The sequence below is a fragment of the Cupriavidus sp. LA-1 genome, assembly GCF_055385985.1.
Genome location: NZ_AP031389.1, coordinates 283980 through 302582 on the forward strand (window position 1 = coordinate 283980; position 18603 = coordinate 302582).

The window sequence follows — 18603 nt, forward strand, 5'->3', positions numbered from 1 at the left end:
GGTACATCCCGCGGAATATCCCCTTGGAGCCTGTAAAATGGCGGGCATCTTCATCAACCAACGAGGACCTGTGACAAAAGCGGCACTACGCTCCCCGGGGCGCACACGTAGCACCGCCTCACGCCTGGCGATTCTGAACGCCACGCTGAAACTGCTGGAAGAGCAATCACTGCAGCAGATCTCGATTGAGGCCATCGCACGTGAGGCCGGTGTCGGCAAGGCCACCATTTATCGTTGGTGGCCCTCCAAGGCGGCCGTGGTAATCGAAGCCTTCCTGGTCAATCATGTCAGCCGCGTCACGGCGCCTAAGGGCATGAAGCCTCGGGAGGCCTTGGCTCATATTTTGCGTTTGCTGATTAAGGAGTACGCAGGGCCGGAAGGCCGCATCGTGGCTCAGATCATCGCCGAAGGTCAGAGTGACCCTGATGTGCTGCGCGAATTCCGCGAACGCTTTTGGTATGGCCGGCACGCCATGGCCTTGGAACTCGTCAACGAAGCTCGCCGGCTAGGCGAGTTCCGCGACGACATTCCGGCCGAGTCCCAGCTGGACCTGCTCTTCGCGCCCATCTACTTCCATCTGCTTTCGGGGCATTCCCCCTTAAGCCAAGAGTTCGCCGAGGTGCACTGTGACAGCGTCATGCGTCTGATGGAGCCGGACGCTCGTCAAACACCGACAAAGCCGAAGTCCCGCTAGCCAGCAGGCGTTCACCGCTGGCGTCGAACAACGAGGCTCGGGCAAAGCCCGCGGTGCGTCCCACTCGCTCGACCGTAGCGGTGGCCATTAGCGGTCCGGCCTTCGCCGCCGCCATCATGTTGACGGACAGATTGATTGTGGCGCAGGTGCGCCCCGGCGGCAGCACTGACAGCACGGTCATTGCCATAGCCAGATCCAGCATGCTGGCCAGCGTACCGCCGCTGACTACGCCATTACCCTGTGTGCTCTCGGCGGGCGCAACGAAGCGCACGCGCAGCTCTCCTGGTGTGCCTTCGCACAACACCGCGCCCAAGCTGGCCGAGGCGGGATTGGTATCCAGGGGAACGTCGCGGCGGCCGGCGGCCACCGCCGCCGCAACATGCGCCCGTGTCGGGTTGTCGCTCATCACATGAAGGGCTTGCGCCGCTCGGGCCACCACAAGCCGTCGATCGGCTGGCCCATGGTGGTGCGTAGCACGCCGACGCCACCGGCCTCCAGCTCGACCACATCGCCTGGCTGCAGCTCGCGACCCAGCTCAAGCGCAGAACCGCCGCCCATCGTGCCCGAACCAATCACGTCGCCCGGCAGGATCTTCTCGCCCAGCGAAACATAGGCGACCAGCTCGGCTACAGTCCAAAGCTTGCCTCCGCTGTTGCCCTTACCCCAAGTTTCGCCATTGACGCGCACTTCCATCGGGATGGAATCCAGATCCTTGAACTCGTCCAACGTCGTGATCCAAGGGCCGATTGCGTGCGCGAAGTCCTTGCTCTTGGTGCTGCCCATGCCGATCGGCAATTCGTTGTGCTGCAAATCGCGACCGCTGAAATCGTTGTACAGCGTGATGCCGAAGACGTATTTCATCGCGTCTTCGGGTCGCACACTGCCCCCTTCGCGGCCAATCACATAGCCCAGCTCCAATTCATAATCCATCTTGCTCTTGATATAGCCCGGCCACGGCACCACCGAGTTGTGGCCAATGGCGGTACTCGGCGAGTTCTTGGTAAAGCCGGGAATCAACAACATGCTTTCTGGCACTTCACGCTGCATGCGCTCGTGCCAGCCCTTAATGTGGCCGACAAAAGTCAGGCCGTCGCGCAGCACCGGGGGATCGGAAGCCGGCAGCCACGTAACGTTATTGATATCAAACGAGGCATCATCGCCATAGCTGCCTTGAATCGCTTCAGTGGCAGCGTCGACAAGGATGTCGCTCGCCCCCAGAGCCTGCGCCATGCTGCCTGGGAACTGTGCCTGGGCCAGGCGCATGGCGGCGGCCTGCGTGGCGTGGCGCTTGCCCATCGCATACAACGCGCCAGCACGAGCCAGATCGATGACGCGCCCTTTCTCTGGTTCGACGACGACCAAGCGGGCGATAGCGCCATCAGGACTTTCTCGGGAAATGCGGCCGAACTTCATTCATGTCTCCCTGGTGGTTGAAATAGGTTGAGCAAGGAACCGAGTTGTTACATCACATGGAATCGGAGGCGTGGCCAAGGCTTAGCAAACCATCTATTGGCCGCGCTCCATATTTGCAAAACTGCTCGTATCGTTTTATAAAGACTAACAGACTAAAGGGGGTACGTCAACGGAAGTCGGCACCTTGGTGTCGGCGCCCTTGGCGACCTGTTCAACGCCAAGTCGGCCCCGCCGCAATCGCCAGGAAAAGTCAGCGGTGCGCCTGCACTGGCGCGCACAAAACGGCCATCGCACTTTCGGCAAGTTCATCGGCGAACTTCTGGTTCAGCGGCAGGTGCCCCATCATGAGCCGGAAATATACCGGCGAATACACCATGTCCATCAGAAACTCAGACTCCATGTCCGTACGAAATTCGCCGTTGCGACGCCCTTCCTCGATGACTTCGCGGACCATGGCGCGACGACCGTAGAAGAAGCGCTCTCGGAACTCGCGAAGAACCTCCGGCTCCGACTGCCCTTCAGCCAGTATCTGGGCGACCAACCGGCCGCCCCGCCCGCCATACTGCTGCACCATGCGATGGAGATGCACGGTAATGGCTTCGCGGCAACCACCCCCTGTCGGCATGGGAGTCTGCAAGTTGTGGTTCTGCACAAAGGCGTCAATCACCACGGCCGCTTTGGAGGGCCACCAGCGATAGATGGTCGCCTTGCCTACCCTGGCCTCCTTCGCGATGGCCTCGATGGTGATCTGTTGCAGGGACTGCGTTTCGAGCAAGCTCAGGGTGGCGCTTAGGATCGCTACACGCGCGGCCTCGCTACGCGTGCGTCCTGGCGAACGCTTGTTCCGGGCTGGGGTTGTCGTGGGAAAGGTGGTGCTCGAAGTCAATGCTTTCTCCATAGTGACGGCTGAAATTCGCCAAACCGTCTCACTATTCATCTCCATGCACGCCTAAGGAAAGACCCAAGTGTTTGACGCGTGCATGGTGCATCGATATTATAATACGGCTCGTATCGTTTTGCTCTACAAGTTACTAAGAAGCAACATAAAAGGAGACAATCCCATGTTCACTAACCTCGCCTGGTGGCGCACGCGAGCGCTACTAGCCGCATGCATCGGCACATGCGGCGTGGGGGTTGCTTGGGCTGCGCCTGTCAGCCAGGCACTGGATCGCCCCGCCATCATCTCTCAGCGAGCAGCGCAATCGGTACTACTAGGCATCGCTCAGGCGGGCAAGCGTCTGGTCGCGGTGGGCGAGCGCGGCATCGTGGTGGTGTCGGACGACGATGCAGCCAAATGGCACCAAGTGCCGATGCCGGTCAGCGTGACGCTGACTGCTGTGCGCTTCGCCGACGATAAACATGGCTATGCGGTCGGTCACGGCGGCACCGTGCTTGCCACTGCCGACGGCGGCGAAACCTGGACGCGCGTGCTCGACGGCCGCCAAGCCGCGCAGATCTCCCTTGCGGCAGCCCAGGCCAGCGGCAACGCGACGGCTCTGCGCGACGCCGAGCGCCTGGTGGCCGAGGGCCCTGACAAACCCCTGCTCGACCTGCTAGTGCTCGACGCACGGCGCGCGATCGTCATCGGCGCCTATGGCATGGCGTACTCCACCACGGACGGCGGACAGAGATGGACCTCCTGGGCGGATCGCCTGGACAACCCTCGTGGCCTGCACCTGTATGCGATACGCCGGCATGGCGAACGCATTCTCGTGTGCGGAGAACAGGGATTAGTGCGGCTTTCACAAGACGGCGGACAGACTTTCGCGGCGGCCAAGCTCCCTTACAACGGTAGCTTCTTCACCGCCGAGCTTCCCTCTGACAACGAAATCGTGGTAGCCGGGCTACGCGGCAATATGCTGCGCTCAATGGATGCAGGCGTGAACTGGAAGCAAATTACGGCACAAGATACCGCGTCCATCACCAGTTCGGCCTTGCGCACCGATGGCTCACTGGTGCTGGTGAACCAGGCAGGCATGGTGCTCAGTGAAAGCAAAGGCGCTCTCGTTCCACTGAATGGCGCCCCGTTGCCATCTCTGACCGGCATTTTCCCGAAACGCAACGGTTCGCTGCTCGCACTCAGCATCCAGGGCATTGTGTCCGTCCCTAATGGAGGCAAGAAATGAACTCTGTTCTCGCGATTGACATGAAAACAGTCGACGCCTTCGATCCGCGCTCTGGCTCGCTCATAGAGCGCGCGCTGTTCAACCACCGTCTGATTGTGGTGCTACTGTGCGCGATCCTCACCGCCCTGCTGGGTTGGCAGGCCACGAAGCTTCACCTGAATGCCAGCTTCGAAAAGACCATCCCAACCCACCACGGCTATATCCAGAACTACCTGCGCTACCAAAATCAGCTCTCTGGCCTAGGCAACTCGGTACGCATCGCCGTCGAGAACCCGAAAGGTACCATCTATGACGCGAATTACCTGCGTGCACTGCGTGGCCTTTCTGACGAAATCTTCCTGCTGCCTGGGGTCGACCGGATGAAGATGAAATCGTTATGGACATCTTCGACCCGCTGGGTCGGCGTGACCGAGGACGGCCTGGAAGGCGGCCCGGTGATACCCGACGGCTACAACGAATCGCCACAGAGCCTGGTGACGCTCGCGGCCAATATCGCGCGCTCCGGCGAGATTGGCCAGATCGTGTCGCTGGACGCGCGCTCCACCGTCATCTACGTGCCGCTACTGGCCAATACCCCCGATGGGCGCACGCTGAGTTACGCCGACTTCTCCGACAAGCTCGAAGCGCTGCGCGACAAATATGAGCAGAAGGGCCTGAGGGTCCACATCACCGGCTTCGCTAAGCTGGTGGGCGATCTCATCGATGGCGTGCGCGCAGTGCTGATGTTCTTCGCGCTGGCGGTGGCCATCGCGGCCGCGATGGTCTTCTGGTACACGCGCTGCATCCGCTCCACCCTACTTGTGGTCTCGGCATCGCTAGTCGCCGTGGTGTGGCAGCTCGGCCTGCTGCCGACGCTTGGGTACACGCTTGACCCCTATTCCATCCTCGTGCCCTTCCTCGTGTTCGCCATCGGCATGAGCCACGGTGCGCAAAAGATGAACGGCATCATGCAGGACGTGGGGCGCGGCATGGACAAGCTGGTGGCGGCACGCTTCACCTTCCGCCGCCTTTTCCTGGCCGGCCTGACAGCTCTGCTGGCCGACGCGGTGGGCTTCGCCGTGCTGCTGGTCATCGACATCCAAGTCATCCGCGAACTGGCCATTGCTGCCTCGCTTGGCGTGGCCGTGCTGATCTTCACGAACCTGATCCTGCTGCCCATTATGCTGTCCTACACTGGCGTCAGCCCGACGGCCGCCGTACGCAGCCTGCGCGCCGAAGCTGCGGACGCCGCCGGCAAGGACAAGCACCCGCTGTGGGCCTTCCTGGACCGATTCACTCAGCGCAAATGGGCTTCCGTGGCCGTGATCACGGCGATGGCTATGGGCATTGCCGGTTATGCCATCAGCACTCAACTCAAGATCGGCGACCTCGACCCGGGCGCACCAGAGCTACGCGCCGACAGCCGCTACAACCGCGACGTTGGGTTCATGAATTTGAGCTACGGCGCCTCCAGTGATGTGCTCGCGGTCATGGTCAAAACGCCAGAAGGTGCGTGCTCCCAGTACGACACACTCAACAAGATCGACGCGCTGGAATGGCAACTACGCAAGATCGACGGCGTGGAAGACACTAATTCACTCGCACGCCTGAACCGCCGCATGCTAGTCGGCCTAACCGAAGGTAGCCCAAAGTGGTATGAGCTCCTGTCCAACCAGGACATGCTCAACACCGTCACGGCGGGCGCGCCGCGCGGTCTCTACAACGATAGCTGCGGCCTCCTCACGTTGTATGTCTTCCTGCGCGACCACAAGGCGGACACGCTGACTCGCGTGGTTGAACATGTGGAATCGTTCGCGAGGGAAAACAACACCCAGGACGTCCAGTTTCTGCTGGCAGCCGGTACCGCCGGCATCGAGGCGGCAACCAACATCGCTGTCAAGGAGGCTTGGCGCAAGATGCTGTACCTTGTGTACGGTGCTGTGGTGGTGCTGTCCTTCATCACTTTCCGCTCGTGGCGCGCGGTGGTGGTGGCGGTACTGCCTCTGATGCTAACTTCCGTGCTGGCCGAGGCGCTGATGGTGGCTCTTGGAATGGGCGTGAAGGTGGCCACGTTACCCGTGATTGCGCTGGGTGTTGGCATCGGCATCGACTACGCGCTCTATATCCTGTCGGTAACGCTGGCCGAACTGCGAAAGGGCAAGAGCCTGTCGGAGAGCTATTACCGCGCCCTGCTCTTCACCGGCAAGGTTGTGATGCTCACCGGCGTGACACTGGCCATCGGCGTCGTCACGTGGGTCGCCAGCCCGATTAAGTTCCAAGCTGACATGGGTCTTCTGCTGGCCTTCATGTTCCTCTGGAACATGCTGGGCGCCCTGATCCTACTGCCCGCGCTGGCGCATTTCCTACTGAAACCGGCACGCGGCGCGTCGCACTAACAGGCTCAAACCATGTCGAGTTCCCTAAACGTGATGTGGTTCGTCCCGCCGCCCTTGGCTGTACTGGCAGCACAAGCTCCGCGGGCAACCCCTATCCAGGCACGCCGCAACCCCTCTTCCGACGCTCAGTTCGAGGCATTGGTCAAGGGCGAAGCCGATGCTGTCGTGACGGCGATGGACAACGTCATCGGCTGGAACCGTCGCCCTGGCCCCAAGGATTTTCGCGTGGTCGCGCAGGTCGAGCGGACTACCCCCTTGGCGCTGATCGCCGCGCCCGGTCGCAAGAACATGGCCGACCTGGCCGGTGCCAACCTGCTGGTCGACTCCGTTGACAATGGCTTTGTCATCGCGCTGCGGGCAATGTTGCGCGAAGCGGGCATCAATGAAAGCACCTGCCGTTTTACTCCCGCTGGCGGCGTGACAGAACGATATGAGGCACTGCTGACCGGCCGTGGCGATGCGACGCTGCTGGGCCAGCCCTTCGCGGGGCAAGCAACCCACGCTGGTTTGATGCAGATCGCCAGCGTGCAGCAATCCTACCCGACATTTCCCGGGCAAGGCATTGTCATGCGCCTGGCGAGCCCGGCGCGCGAGCGCATCGGCGCATGGCTGCGCGAGCTTGAGCAGGCGCGGCGGCAGATACAAGAACTGGATTCACTACGGCCGACCCCCGAAGGCATTGTGCTGCTGACCGAGCACCGCCGCCTGCTGGGCCTACCGGGCGGCGAAGCCACTTACGCAAACATCGTCGATGCTTCACTGGTCGACACTTTCTTGGGAAAAGATCAATGAAACCGTATGCATTGGGTACGTTCTCGCATTCGCAGAATGGCCCGAAGTTCGTGGGCTTGGTCATGAACGATCGCGTGGTCGAGCTGGCGGAACTGGTCAGGTTGTACGACGCGCCGGAGCTAGCCGGCGCCGGATCGGTGCTAGCCTTGCTGGACACCTGGGACGCCAGCCGCGCCGCGCTGGACCGACTGGCCATGGCGGTCGATGGCAAGGCAGAACATTGGCACGCGCTGGACGCGCTGCGTGTACACCCCGCCGTCGATCTGCCCCGGCAGATATTCTGCACCGGCGCCAACTACCGCAAGCATGTGGTCGACATGACGGTCGACGCCAAGGTCGGCCCGCCGGGACTGGACGAAGCCGGCCTGCGCCGCTGGGCCGAGAACATGATGGACGAACGCGCCGCCACGGGCGAACCCTATGCTTTCACCAAGCCGGTTTCCACGGTGTCCGGCGCGTATGACCCGCTGGTACTGCCGAACACAACCACCCAACCCGACTGGGAGCTGGAACTAGCCGTCGTCATCGGCCGGAGCGGCTACCAGATTCCGCGCGAACTGGCGCTGGACTACATAGCAGGCTACTGCATCGTCAACGACATCTCGGCGCGCGACCTGATACCACGCACCGACTACAAAATGCTCGGCACCGATTGGCTGCGCTCGAAGGGACAGCCCGGTTTCCTCCCACTCGGGCCTTATCTCGTGCCGAAGGCATTCGTGCCCGACCCGCATCGCTTGAAGATGCGCCTGTCCGTTTCGGGTCAGATCATGCAGGATGAGTCCACGGCTGATATGCTGTTCGACATCGTGCGGCAGATCGAATACATCTCCCGCTATTCACGCCTGCTGCCGGGCGACATCATCTGCACCGGCTCGCCCGCTGGTAACGGCACTCACTACAACCGCTACCTGCAAGCGGGAGACGTTATTGAGGCCGAGATCGAAGGTCTCGGTCGTCAACGACAGATTTGCGTTTAATTCCGACGAAACGATAAACCCACCGAAATGCAAAAGCCCCTCTTATGAACTTCCCCAAGAAGTTGGGTTAAAGGCTAGACAGCCAAGGCCTGAGTCCGGTACTGCAGCGGGCTCAGGCCTTTTAGTTAGAGCGGAAGCTTGTTTACAAGCTTGCCACCTGGCCGAACCCTGGCCAGGGCTCGGTTTGGTAAGCAATGATCTTGCCATCGTACAGGTCCATCACAGGCGAGAGGTAGAGCCTCTGGCGTTGACGTCGAACTTTGGTCATTTTCTTGTTGAGCGGTCCTAAGGCAACAATCGAGCAGTAGGAGCTTCCGGCACCTGTTCATTGCGGGGACGGTCTCCAGTAAGACTCGACACTCGGGCACTGCAACTGTTGTCCGGTAATCGGAAACAGCACGCCCAACTCCCGTGCACTTTCCTATATTTGCGGTTCCTATCCTCTTCGTCATTACGAGGATGGCAGGCACGGTTGCTATTGCCTTTGCCGGCTGTTGGACCACCGTACCGATGCCGGCTCAGCACAAACTACCTGAGGAACAGGCCATGTTGGTCGAGATGAGAACCTATACGACGCACCCCGGCAAGTGGCGAGATTATCTCGCACTATACGAGGCCGAGGGACTGCAGATTCAGAAGCGCATCCTAGGACGTATGGTCGGCTATTACCGCACGGAAACCGGCGCACTCAACCAGGTAATTCATATGTGGGGATACCGAGACATGAACGAGCGCGAGGAACGACGCACGGTTCTGATGGACGATCCAGATTGGAAGTCGTATGTCGTGAAGATGCTGCCGCTGCTCCGAAGCCAGGAGTCGAAGATTCTGGTGCCCGCGGCATTCTTTTCGCCTCAATGGCAAGAGTGACGAGACCGTAGTTCGTCGAAAACTGTGTCCGAATATCGAACATTATCGCGGCACGGTTCAGCTATTTATCTACCATTTTTCCTGCTGCGCATTCGCGCATCGGGTTGTTAAATAAAGAAAGTGAGAGACCATGAAGCTGGCTTCATTGCGGTCCGGCAGGGACGGCGAACTAATCGTGGTAAGCAAAGATCTGCGCATTGCGATAAAGGCGGGCCAAACGGCGCCTACGATGCAAGATGCGCTGGACAACTGGGACGCGGCGTATCCGGCACTTGAGCAGATGTATCGCATGCTTAATCAAGGTGACGCGCAAGGAGCGTTTGCGCTCGACCTGAACACACTCGCCGCGCCGCTTCCGCGCTCCTACCAGTACCTAGATGGCGCAGCTTACGTTAGCCACATCCAGCGCAACCGTGCCGCTCGTGGAGAAGCATTGCCGAAGGACTTGTTGCAAAAACCGTTGGTCTATCAAGGCATTTCCCACGGCTTTATGAGCTGGAACGAAGATGTTCGGCTTCCAAATGAAGAACTTGGCATCGATTTCGAAGCAGAAATTGCCGCAGTAACCGGCGATGTACCAATGGGAGTGTCTCCAGAGGACGCAACAAAGTATATACGCCTGTTCGTACTGCTAAACGATATATCGTTGCGCAGCCTAATCCCGCCAGAGCTGAAGCGCACTTTCGGCTTTCTGACCGGCAAGCCGGCGTCCAGCATGGGGCCGATTGCCGTCACTCCTGATGAGCTTGGTGATCTGTGGAACGGTCGCTTGGTATCCGGCACAATGCAATGCTGGGTGCGCGGCGAATCGGTCGGAAAAATCGAGACAGGTATCGATACCCCCTTCCATTACGGCGACCTGATAGCGCATGTTGCCCAAACCCGCAACTTCGAGCCCGGCACTATCGTGGGACTGGGTACCGTCTCGAACGAAGACGAGTCGGTGGGCTGCGCCTGCATCGGCGAAGTCCGCGCCCTAGAGACGTTGAAGGGCGGTAGGCCAACCACGCCGTTCTTCCGGTTCGGTGACCATATTAAGATTGAACACGTTGACCGCAACGGGAATTCTGTCTTTGGCTGCATTGACCAAAAGTTCGTCACGAGCGTCGCCGGCGCGCGTTAGAAGCCAGTGGAAGTTCCACCTGTTTACTCCGCTTCTTTCGTACATACATAAATGGATAACAACATGCTTTGCAAAAGCTTGCATCACGCCGCGTTTCGCTGCAAAGACGCACGTGAAACGGTTGATTTCTACACGAATGTGCTGGGCCTGAAATTCATCCATGCAATGGGCGAAGATCACGTTCCCTCAACCGGAAAATACAGTCCGCATATTCATATCTTCTTCCAAATGGAGGATGGTAGCTGCATAGCCTTCTTCGAATTGCCAAGAGATGATGGCCAACCTTCCGGGCGCGATCCGGAAACACCAGACTGGGTACAGCACTTCGCGTTCCGTGTCGCCGACAAAGACACGCTAATGAAGGCAAAAGCGGATTTGGAAGTAAAGGGAATTGATGTGATTGGCCCGACTAACCATGACGACTTTTTGCTGTCCATCTACTTCTTTGACCCTTCTGGACACCGTCTCGAACTAAGTGCACATATATCAACGCCGGAACAGGATGCCCAATTTGAAAAGGAAGCAATGGACGTACTGAACCTTTGGGACCAGACTCATGATTGGTCACAGCGAGCAAAGCTGTTCGGCAGTGCCACTGGGTATCACCGCAACAAATAGCGAGCGAAGGTGCAACTGAAGGCGTGCCGTCTGGTGGGGTGCTTCCGTTTCGAGCGCATGTTCCGAGCCGAAGCACCCCTGCTTACGTCAAATTAAAGTAACCGGATAGAGCGCTAGCGCTCAAAGACGAAAGAATTCAATTCTCGAATTCCCTTCTCGATCTTGAGCACCTGTTCCCTCAATAGGTTGGCGATCTGCCTACGTCGTTGCTCGCGCATGCGTGGGTCGATCGCCCCAACGCTGATGGCGCCGATAGGGCGGCGCATGGAGTCGTGCAACGGCATACCTAGCGCCGTCACGCCTAGGGTAACGCGGTTCTTGACGAGTGAGTAACCCGCTTCACGCGTGCGAGCAATTGCCTCCCTTTGCTGCGCGACGTCGAGGTTGCCGAATTCCGGCAAGCGTGAAGCCGTCACATGCAATATCCGTTCACGTTCGTCATGGTCGCAAGCCGCGAGGATGGCCAGTCCGCCTGCGCCCACCCCAAGTGGCCTGCGGCTTCCAACTTCCAATGTGATCGTGCGGATCGCAAATGTTCCCTCGATCCTATCTATGCACACGGCATCAAGTCCGCTACGCATCACAAAATAGCAGGTGTCCTCGGTCTCGGCGCTCACCGCTTCTAAAGCCGGCCGAGAGACGTGTCGCAGGTCAAAGATCTCAGCCGCGGCCAATCCCAATTCGTAAGCTACCGGCCCCAGCAGATATCGGCGTGTCTCGTCGTTCTGAACTATGAGGCCTTCTCCGTGCAACTGCTTAAGCAAGCGGTGGGCTGTCGGATGCGGGAGGGCACTTCGCGACGATAACTCCGTCAGTGCCAGGCCGCGCCTGCCTGCAGTTGCCAGCAACCTCAGCAACAGGTTCGCGCGACGGATAGTACCGACGTTATCATGATTCAAAGTCATAGAAAACTGTTTGCCTCCTGCCGTAAAGGAGCCTCTCAACTCCTGTTCATCATACGGAAAATTGCTAGTCAACTTTCCTTTTCATTTTTACAGTGTGACTCAACTATTATCCAGATATGGGTCCATGATTACGACAGGCAATTGATTACGGTCAGGGTCCGACGAGGGTAGATCTTGAGCTGCATATCAGATAAGTGAAAGTTTGAAGGAGACGAATAGATCATGGAACTGTTAGGGCGTTCGGACACTGTATTCGATGTGCTTATCGTTGGCTACGGCCCTGCCGGCGCGACGATGGCAAATCTGTTGGGCAAGCGCGGTTACAGTGTTGCCGTTTTTGATCAGGCGCTTGAGATCTACGATAAGCCCCGCGCGATCACCGCTGACCAAGAAGTGATGCGGGTGCTCCAGGAGTGTGGACTGGCGGAAGAGGTTTCCAGGAGAACGACTCCGCATCCCGGAACTGACTTCATTGGCATAGAGGGACAGCTCATCAAGTGCTTCTACCCTGCACCACCCCCGTCGCCTTTAGCATGGGATCCCACATGGATGTTTGTACAGCCCGAACTTGAAGCAACGCTTCGCGCAGGAGTGGCCCGATATCCGAAGGTTCAAGAATTTCTCGGATACGAGTTCCTCGAATACTCCCAGGGAGAAGACGGGGTTGTGGCAACGGTCAAGCAGCTTGCGAGGGACACTGTCTTCACTATCCGGGGTAAGTACCTGCTCGGTTGCGACGGCGGACGGAGCACCGTGCGGCGGCAGATGGAAGCGACGATTGAAGATCTCGCGTTTGATGAGTGGTGGATGGTGGTGGATGCATGGATGCACGGTCCCATCGATCTGCCGCCGCGTTGTGTCCAGTACTGCAGGCCCTCCCGTCCTGGAACCTACATCGTCGGGCCGGATAATTTGCGTCGGTGGGAAATTAAGATGTTGCCCGGTGAAACGCCGGATGATTTCGAAAGTGACGAAGCGGTACTGCAAGTGTTGTCCACATTTGTAGATCCCACCAATTTGCAAGTCTGCAGAACGGCGATCTACCGTTTCCATGCGTTAGTGGTCGACGAATGGCAAGATGGGCGTGTGTTCCTGATGGGCGACGCCGCTCATCAGATGCCACCGTTCCTTGGCCAGGGCCTTTGTGCCGGCATCAGAGATGCGCTCAATCTCGCCTGGAAGATCGACGGCGTAGAGCGTCTCGGCTACTCGAAGACACTCCTCAATTCTTACACTGTGGAGCGAAAACGCCATGTGCGGACAATAGTCAGCCATGCCAAATCATTCGGACTGATCATCGGTGAATTGGACGAAACGGCCGCACGGAGGCGAGACCGTGAGCTCGCCGAGTTGCTTGCATCGGGCAAGGCAGAAACTGTACGACAGAAATTCATTCCTGGACTGGAGACAGGACTGATTGGCCGAGACACTGATCAACAGATACAGGTCGGCGCAGGGGAGCTTTTTGTTCAACCATGGATTCATAGTGGTGACGAGTTCAGGCGCCTAGACGATCTACTGCCACCGGGGTTCCTGATTGTGGCAGGTTCCTCAGAAGTGCCGAACTGGTTCGATGCAAGTACGAATGATGCTTTGGAAAAAATCGGCGGAAGAACAGTGGTCATCAGCACTGCACCAAGTCCCGTAAACTTACCAACACTGAGTTTGATGGAGCGGGACGGGCTGTTTAACCAATGGCTTTCGTCGCTCGGAGCGAAGGCGGCCATCATCCGTCCAGATCACTATGTCTATGGCACCGCAGCCGGCGCAGACGAACTTCGTCGACTGATTGCTCAACTTGCCGAACACATTACTCCCGCTACGGCACAAGCGATGTAAGCCCTGTTTGTCGCACACTGAATTGCCAATCTTCTAAGGCTGGTGGGCTCGCCCGCACCAAGACGGTCAGATTGTGAAGTGGGAACCTGACCGTCGGCAGAGCTGCGCAAGCGTTACAGCATTCGCGTACTGGCCGTCAGCGATTGGAATCTCGTCGAGCAGTCGTCGGCTTCCCTGCCTCGAGTCTGCTGGGTGGAATGGCGCTGCAATACTCGAGGAGACAGTGGCCCCACAATTGGCCGACCTCAACCGCTGTGAAGACGCGATCAGGCCGTTCATCGTCCGTATGTCGGGCTGCCTGCGGACATGGTTGCCTATGCGCAGACCGGTGCCAATCTCCACTTTCTCGTCGGGTACTGCAATGCGAACGGCCTCACCCCATACCGGTATCTCATCTGGCCATTCAGCAAGAGCCGGAACCAAATCCGCGCCCTCACCGCCGAATTTTGGCAAACGTACCGATTGAATGCACACTATCTGTCAAGTGTAGGCAGGCAAGCACCCCTGCGCGCGACCGCTCTGCCAAAGGAAAAAGCTAAGATCGGCAGCGCCAGGGCTGCGGAGTAGAACCAGATTGTCTGCCCCAAGGAGTCAGCCACAACATCCGCAAGACTCATTCCAATCGCCTGTCCAAAGAAAAGCGTCGCAGCAAACAGACCGACCGCAGTACCTCGTGCTTCCGGCGACATTTGCGTTGCCTCGGTCTGCAAAGTGTTATGAAGCGTATAGAATCCCAAGCCACCAAGAAAGCATCCAAGTGCGCTCCACTCCCAGCGCGATCCGGCAGCCACAATGGCAAAGCCCGAGCTCAGAAAGAGACCGCCCAGGCCTGCTATACCTCCTCGCGAGAGATGCCGAGTCAGCATACCTGATAAGGCTACATAGACCAATCCGCCGATACCGTACATCGCCATAACGGTACCGGATGCACCGAGACTCAGCCCGAACTCCATGTGCAAATAAGCGGGCACAAGCGCAAAGCCCGAGAGTGTGAATAAGCCTTCGAGCACCGTCACTAGGAGAATATGACGTGCCCATCGCTGCCGAAGGACTTCTCGGACCTGTCCCCCAATGGAGCGTCGAAGTGGCAAGTCTGGCTCCTGGCCCAACGCCTTCGTCCCGACACGAAGTGCAACAAGGCCAAAGCCCGCCGCCAATACGATGAACACGACACGCCAGTGCAGTACATCCGCGATAAGTCCCGACATCCACTGGCCACCAATCAAGCCACCGATTGTGGCGAGGAGAAGACGGGCCAACGCTTGTTGCCTTCTCTCGATGGGCACCGTATCCCCGATTCTCGCCATGCTCATCGGGACAATGCCTGCAGCCGCTGCGCCGGAAAGACCCCGCGCAATAGCAAGCGCGGTCATTGTTGGTGCGAGCGACGCCAGGATGTTCGCCACCGAGCTCGCAGCCAGTGCAACAGCGATGACACGCAGCTTGCCAAAGCGGTCGCCTAACGGGCCATATACAAGTTGCAGAATGCCGTAGGCCAACACAAATGCCGATATGGACCACCCGGCCTCGCCAATTTGCACCCCGAAATCAACCGACAGTGCCGGAAGCAGGACATCACAGGCGCGCATCGACGCCATGCTGAGAGCAACCGCCAATGCCAGCGTTCCTCTCACGGACATTAGAACTTGCGCCTGATGCACAGGCTGCCAGTAATTCCACTGCCCATTTTTCTCAACCTATCCCTATCGTGAAGCGCAATGGCATTGGTGTTGGTTCGCCTGGATATGGCATATAGGTACCGTTCATAATTCAATGTTTCCACCAGTTATGATTTCATTCTCCGCCAACAGGCGCTACTCGGAATCTGAAGGAAATTTCGTTGTTTTCATCTAAAAATGACGAAATATAATCCGGAATGGCTGGGCTATTCTGCCGATACAATCTCCGGAAGTTTATGAGGCTTCCTTGCCGGAATGTGATTGCTGATTACGCAAATGCATATCAGTGCAAATAACATTGCCAGGGCCAAGAGCGTGAAATAGGCGGCTGCTCCGCCTAAGGAAATGACTGCTGCGCCGGCAAACGCGCTGACAATCGCTCCCAACCTGCCAAAGGCCGTAGCCGCACCGACTCCGCGGGCACGGATCTCCGTTGGATACAGGTGAGCACCGAGTGCATACATCGGACCCTGAACGGCATTGACAAAGAACCCATGAACTCCAATACCGACAATAAAGGCGCTCACGCCTATGTGGGCATAGCGCGCTTGTAGTAACAATGCGGTTAGCATCGCCCCTAGCGCAGCAATCGCCAAGATGACGCGCGATCCAAATCTGGAGACGAGACCCGCGCAGAGTAGTGCCCCGACCAGGCCTCCGACGTTGTAAGCCGTAAGGCCGTGACTCGCAATACCTATATCCAAGCCTTCAAAGGCCAGCATTGCCGGGAGCCAGCTAAACGCACTGTATAGCGCCAGCAAACACATAAAGAAGGCGCCCGAAAGTGCTGCCGTGTCACGTATCCAGCGTGCTGTGAACAGGTTCGTAAAGCCCATCTTTGCATCCGCGTCCATCTTGGTCGCGTCAACGATAAGGGCGCCTTCTGGGATAGGTCCTCGCATGCGGGCGAGAAGGCGCCGGAGATCTTCCTGCCGGTGCGCACGACGTGCTAGGTATCGGGGAGATTCAGGCAGGGAGAGTGCTAATAGTATGGTGAAGGCAAGTGGCAACAACCCACCAAGGAAGAATAGACTGCGCCAGCCGGAATTTGGCAGCACCATGGCAGATAGAATTCCCGCGACAATCCCGCCAACCGGATAGCAGACCACGGTCGCTGTCACCGCTAGGGTACGCATTCTCGCCGGCGTGAACTCCACCGCGATGATGGACGCCGTGGGCAACGCCCCCCCAATTCCAAGCCCCGCTATGAATCTCAGCGCCCCCAGTTCTAGCGGGCTGCTCGACAAGCCCATTGCAAGCGTGGCTGTGCCGAAAATGCTTATGCTGGCGATGAGTGCGACCCTGCGACCCACCCGGTCCGCTACGGTGCCGACCGATACACTGCCAATTGCCATTCCGAGGAGGCCCGCCGCTACTATAGGGGCGAACGCTTCACGTGTCATGCCCCATTCACGCAGTATCGCCGGAACCGCGAAGCCAATAAGCTGGCCATCGAAGCCATCCAACACTGCAGCCAGACTGGCGAGCAGGACGGCGAGCTTCTGTATGCTGCTGAAAGGGCCATCGTCGAGGATCAGACCAATATCGATCGCCTTGCCACTCATCCTTGGGCCCTCCTATTCTTGAAGCACCGCCTCACTGCGTAGCTGCGGAATCCTCGTATATCCATCTGGTGTCTCCTGAATTTTGTTCGCAATGTAGGTCTTCCCCTCTGAGTAGGCTCCCCCCGGTGGAAATGTCCGCGCGCAAAAGTTGAATAACCGCGCCAGATACGATACGGACCGATTCATATCATACTATCCCGTTCGTCCCTTGCTGACAAGACTCCATGACCGGGAATGCGATGTAATCGTTGGTTGATCCGTGTAGCCGCGTTGGCGATTTCATCGTCGCAGCATGGGCATCCAGAGTGGGCAATCGGGTGGCGTTCGTTCGTGCGGAACTCCGCGGCGCAAATCACGCGCTCCTGATCGGAGATGGCGACGCAGTCGGTCACGCCACCAGCTTCAGGCTTCGATACTAAGCTAGTGTCCTGCGTCAGAAATTCATTGCATTATTGACACTGCGTAGTAGTCTGCGTTGAAGGCACGCAAACGGCGAGGCGGTGATGAGAGGAAGACCAAAGGCGGAACTTGTGTTGAGTGAGGTCGAACGTGAGCAACTCAAGGCGCTGACGATGCGGCGCAAGACGGCACAGGCGTTGGCCTTACGCGCGCGCATTGTGCTGGCTAGCGCTGAAGGCTTGGACAACAAGACCGTCGCGGCAAGGCAGCGTGTCACTCAGCAAACCGTATCGAAATGGCGCGCGCGCTATGTGGCACATCGGCTCGACGGACTGCTCGATGCGCCGCGACCAGGGGCACCGAGGACCATCGGTGATGCGCAGGTGGATGCGATTATTGCCCAGACGCTCGAATCCGTGCCGGCCGGCGCCACCCACTGGAGCACGCGGAGTATGGCTCGCGCGGCGAATCTATCGCCGTCGACCGTGACGCGTATCTGGCGTGCCTTTGGACTGCAGCCTCATCGACAGGAGACCTTCAAGCTCTCCACCGACCCATTGTTCGTGGAGAAGGTGCGCGATATCGTGGGGTTGTACCTCGACCCACCGCTCAAGGCCATGGTGTTGTGCGTTGACGAGAAGAGCCAGATCCAAGCACTGGACCGTACGCAGCCCATCTTGCCGCTGGCGCCAGGCCTCCCCGAGCGACGCACGCATGACTACATGCGCCATGGCACGACAACGTTGTTCGCTGCGCTGGACATCGCCACAGGAGAAGTTATCGGTGAATTGCATCGCAGGCATCGCGGCAGTGAGTTCCTGCAGTTTCTACGCACGATCGAAGCCAACGTGCCACCCACGCTCGATGTGCATCTCGTCATGGACAACTACGGCACGCACAAGACGCCGTCGATCAAGGCTTGGTTCGCTCGCCATCCGCGCTTCCATGTTCATTTCACACCGACCTCTGCCTCATGGATCAATCAGGTGGAGCGCTGGTTTGCGACCATCACTGAACAATACATTCGCCGCGGCACGCATCGCTCAACCCAACAACTTGAGCAAGCCATCCGCCAATACCTTGACCTGAACAACGCCAACCCCAAGCCATTCGTGTGGACGAAGTCTGCCGATGACATCTTCGCCAGCATCAAGCGATTTTGTCTACGAATTTCTGGCGCAGGACACTAGCAAAAGGGCCATCAATTGACGGCCCGTTTGCAACA

At 58.4% G+C, this 18603-nt stretch carries 16 protein-coding genes; 10 read left to right on the forward strand and 6 right to left on the reverse strand.

Annotation, left to right across the window (positions count from 1 at the left end):
- Window positions 1–37 precede the first annotated feature (37 nt).
- Window positions 38–694, forward strand: a complete 657-nt coding sequence (locus ACZ5MJ_RS33675) for a TetR/AcrR family transcriptional regulator (protein WP_464226807.1) — start codon at window positions 38–40, stop codon at window positions 692–694.
- On the opposite strand, the gene ACZ5MJ_RS33680 is transcribed toward ACZ5MJ_RS33675, so the two are convergent.
- The 3 genes from ACZ5MJ_RS33680 to ACZ5MJ_RS33690 all read right to left on the reverse strand — a co-directional run bounded on the left by ACZ5MJ_RS33680 (window position 636) and on the right by ACZ5MJ_RS33690 (window position 2993).
- Window positions 636–1100, reverse strand: coding sequence for a PaaI family thioesterase (locus ACZ5MJ_RS33680; protein ID WP_464226808.1), 465 nt, complete (start codon window positions 1098–1100; stop codon window positions 636–638). The genes ACZ5MJ_RS33675 and ACZ5MJ_RS33680 overlap by 59 nt on opposite strands.
- A complete protein-coding gene (locus ACZ5MJ_RS33685) occupies window positions 1100–2107 on the reverse strand; it encodes a fumarylacetoacetate hydrolase family protein (protein WP_464226809.1) in 1008 nt (335 codons plus the stop codon). The genes ACZ5MJ_RS33680 and ACZ5MJ_RS33685 overlap by 1 nt, the downstream gene beginning before the upstream one ends.
- 250 nt (window positions 2108–2357) lie before the next feature.
- Window positions 2358–2993 carry a TetR/AcrR family transcriptional regulator gene (locus ACZ5MJ_RS33690; protein WP_464226810.1) on the reverse strand — a complete coding sequence of 212 codons (636 nt, stop codon included), beginning with the start codon at window positions 2991–2993 and terminating at the stop codon, window positions 2358–2360.
- A 175-nt stretch (window positions 2994–3168) separates the two neighbouring features.
- Between ACZ5MJ_RS33690 and ACZ5MJ_RS33695 the strand changes: the two genes are divergently transcribed.
- The 7 genes from ACZ5MJ_RS33695 (at window position 3169) to ACZ5MJ_RS33725 (ending at window position 10991) form a co-directional block, all read left to right on the forward strand.
- The gene (locus ACZ5MJ_RS33695; RefSeq protein WP_464226811.1) at window positions 3169–4233 is read left to right on the forward strand and encodes a WD40/YVTN/BNR-like repeat-containing protein; all 1065 of its coding nucleotides are present in this window, start codon (window positions 3169–3171) and stop codon (window positions 4231–4233) included.
- 20 nt (window positions 4234–4253) lie between these two features.
- Window positions 4254–6608, forward strand: coding sequence for an efflux RND transporter permease subunit (locus tag ACZ5MJ_RS33700; protein WP_464226812.1), 2355 nt, complete (start codon window positions 4254–4256; stop codon window positions 6606–6608).
- A gap of 12 nt (window positions 6609–6620) precedes the next feature.
- Window positions 6621–7400, forward strand: a complete 780-nt coding sequence (locus ACZ5MJ_RS33705) for an ABC transporter substrate-binding protein (protein ID WP_464226813.1) — start codon at window positions 6621–6623, stop codon at window positions 7398–7400.
- On the forward strand, window positions 7397–8380 hold the full coding sequence (locus ACZ5MJ_RS33710; protein WP_464226815.1) for a fumarylacetoacetate hydrolase family protein: 984 nt from the start codon (window positions 7397–7399) through the stop codon (window positions 8378–8380). Before ACZ5MJ_RS33705 ends, ACZ5MJ_RS33710 begins: the two co-directional genes overlap by 4 nt.
- A 546-nt stretch (window positions 8381–8926) precedes the next feature.
- A complete protein-coding gene (locus tag ACZ5MJ_RS33715) occupies window positions 8927–9250 on the forward strand; it encodes an NIPSNAP family protein (RefSeq protein ID WP_464226816.1) in 324 nt (107 codons plus the stop codon).
- Between the two features lie 130 nt (window positions 9251–9380).
- Complete coding sequence (locus tag ACZ5MJ_RS33720; RefSeq protein WP_464226817.1) at window positions 9381–10373, forward strand: fumarylacetoacetate hydrolase family protein; 993 nt, start codon at window positions 9381–9383, stop codon at window positions 10371–10373.
- Between the two features lie 51 nt (window positions 10374–10424).
- Entirely contained in the window at window positions 10425–10991 is a 567-nt protein-coding gene (locus ACZ5MJ_RS33725) for a VOC family protein (protein ID WP_464226818.1), read from the forward strand.
- Window positions 10992–11104: 113 nt separating this feature from the next.
- Here ACZ5MJ_RS33725 and ACZ5MJ_RS33730 read toward each other — a convergent pair whose 3' ends face one another.
- Window positions 11105–11968 carry an IclR family transcriptional regulator gene (locus ACZ5MJ_RS33730; protein ID WP_464226819.1) on the reverse strand — a complete coding sequence of 288 codons (864 nt, stop codon included), beginning with the start codon at window positions 11966–11968 and terminating at the stop codon, window positions 11105–11107.
- 150 nt (window positions 11969–12118) lie between these two features.
- Here ACZ5MJ_RS33730 and ACZ5MJ_RS33735 point away from each other — a divergent pair, with 150 nt between their 5' ends.
- The gene (locus tag ACZ5MJ_RS33735; RefSeq protein ID WP_464226820.1) at window positions 12119–13735 is read left to right on the forward strand and encodes a bifunctional 3-(3-hydroxy-phenyl)propionate/3-hydroxycinnamic acid hydroxylase; all 1617 of its coding nucleotides are present in this window, start codon (window positions 12119–12121) and stop codon (window positions 13733–13735) included.
- Between the two features lie 473 nt (window positions 13736–14208).
- On the opposite strand, the gene ACZ5MJ_RS33740 is transcribed toward ACZ5MJ_RS33735, so the two are convergent.
- A complete protein-coding gene (locus tag ACZ5MJ_RS33740) occupies window positions 14209–15351 on the reverse strand; it encodes an MFS transporter (RefSeq protein WP_464226821.1) in 1143 nt (380 codons plus the stop codon).
- Window positions 15352–15620: 269 nt separating this feature from the next.
- A complete protein-coding gene (locus tag ACZ5MJ_RS33745) occupies window positions 15621–16979 on the reverse strand; it encodes an MFS transporter (protein ID WP_464226822.1) in 1359 nt (452 codons plus the stop codon).
- A 503-nt stretch (window positions 16980–17482) separates the two neighbouring features.
- Between ACZ5MJ_RS33745 and ACZ5MJ_RS33750 the strand changes: the two genes are divergently transcribed.
- On the forward strand, window positions 17483–18568 hold the full coding sequence (locus tag ACZ5MJ_RS33750) for an IS630 family transposase (protein WP_464226823.1): 1086 nt from the start codon (window positions 17483–17485) through the stop codon (window positions 18566–18568).
- Window positions 18569–18603 lie beyond the last annotated feature (35 nt).

Coding starts and splice junctions, on each gene's coding strand:
- ACZ5MJ_RS33710 (WP_464226815.1), top strand. CDS start 7,397: ATGAAACCGTATGCATTGGGTACGTTCTCGCATTCGCAGAATGGCCCG.
- ACZ5MJ_RS33700 (WP_464226812.1), top strand. CDS start 4,254: ATGAAAACAGTCGACGCCTTCGATCCGCGCTCTGGCTCGCTCATAGAG.
- ACZ5MJ_RS33735 (WP_464226820.1), top strand. CDS start 12,119: ATGGAACTGTTAGGGCGTTCGGACACTGTATTCGATGTGCTTATCGTT.
- ACZ5MJ_RS33680 (WP_464226808.1), bottom strand. CDS start 1,100: ATGAGCGACAACCCGACACGGGCGCATGTTGCGGCGGCGGTGGCCGCC.
- ACZ5MJ_RS33715 (WP_464226816.1), top strand. CDS start 8,927: ATGTTGGTCGAGATGAGAACCTATACGACGCACCCCGGCAAGTGGCGA.
- ACZ5MJ_RS33725 (WP_464226818.1), top strand. CDS start 10,425: ATGGATAACAACATGCTTTGCAAAAGCTTGCATCACGCCGCGTTTCGC.
- ACZ5MJ_RS33720 (WP_464226817.1), top strand. CDS start 9,381: ATGAAGCTGGCTTCATTGCGGTCCGGCAGGGACGGCGAACTAATCGTG.
- ACZ5MJ_RS33695 (WP_464226811.1), top strand. CDS start 3,169: ATGTTCACTAACCTCGCCTGGTGGCGCACGCGAGCGCTACTAGCCGCA.
- ACZ5MJ_RS33685 (WP_464226809.1), bottom strand. CDS start 2,107: ATGAAGTTCGGCCGCATTTCCCGAGAAAGTCCTGATGGCGCTATCGCC.
- ACZ5MJ_RS33705 (WP_464226813.1), top strand. CDS start 6,621: ATGTCGAGTTCCCTAAACGTGATGTGGTTCGTCCCGCCGCCCTTGGCT.
- ACZ5MJ_RS33750 (WP_464226823.1), top strand. CDS start 17,483: ATGAGAGGAAGACCAAAGGCGGAACTTGTGTTGAGTGAGGTCGAACGT.
- ACZ5MJ_RS33745 (WP_464226822.1), bottom strand. CDS start 16,979: ATGAGTGGCAAGGCGATCGATATTGGTCTGATCCTCGACGATGGCCCT.
- ACZ5MJ_RS33675 (WP_464226807.1), top strand. CDS start 38: ATGGCGGGCATCTTCATCAACCAACGAGGACCTGTGACAAAAGCGGCA.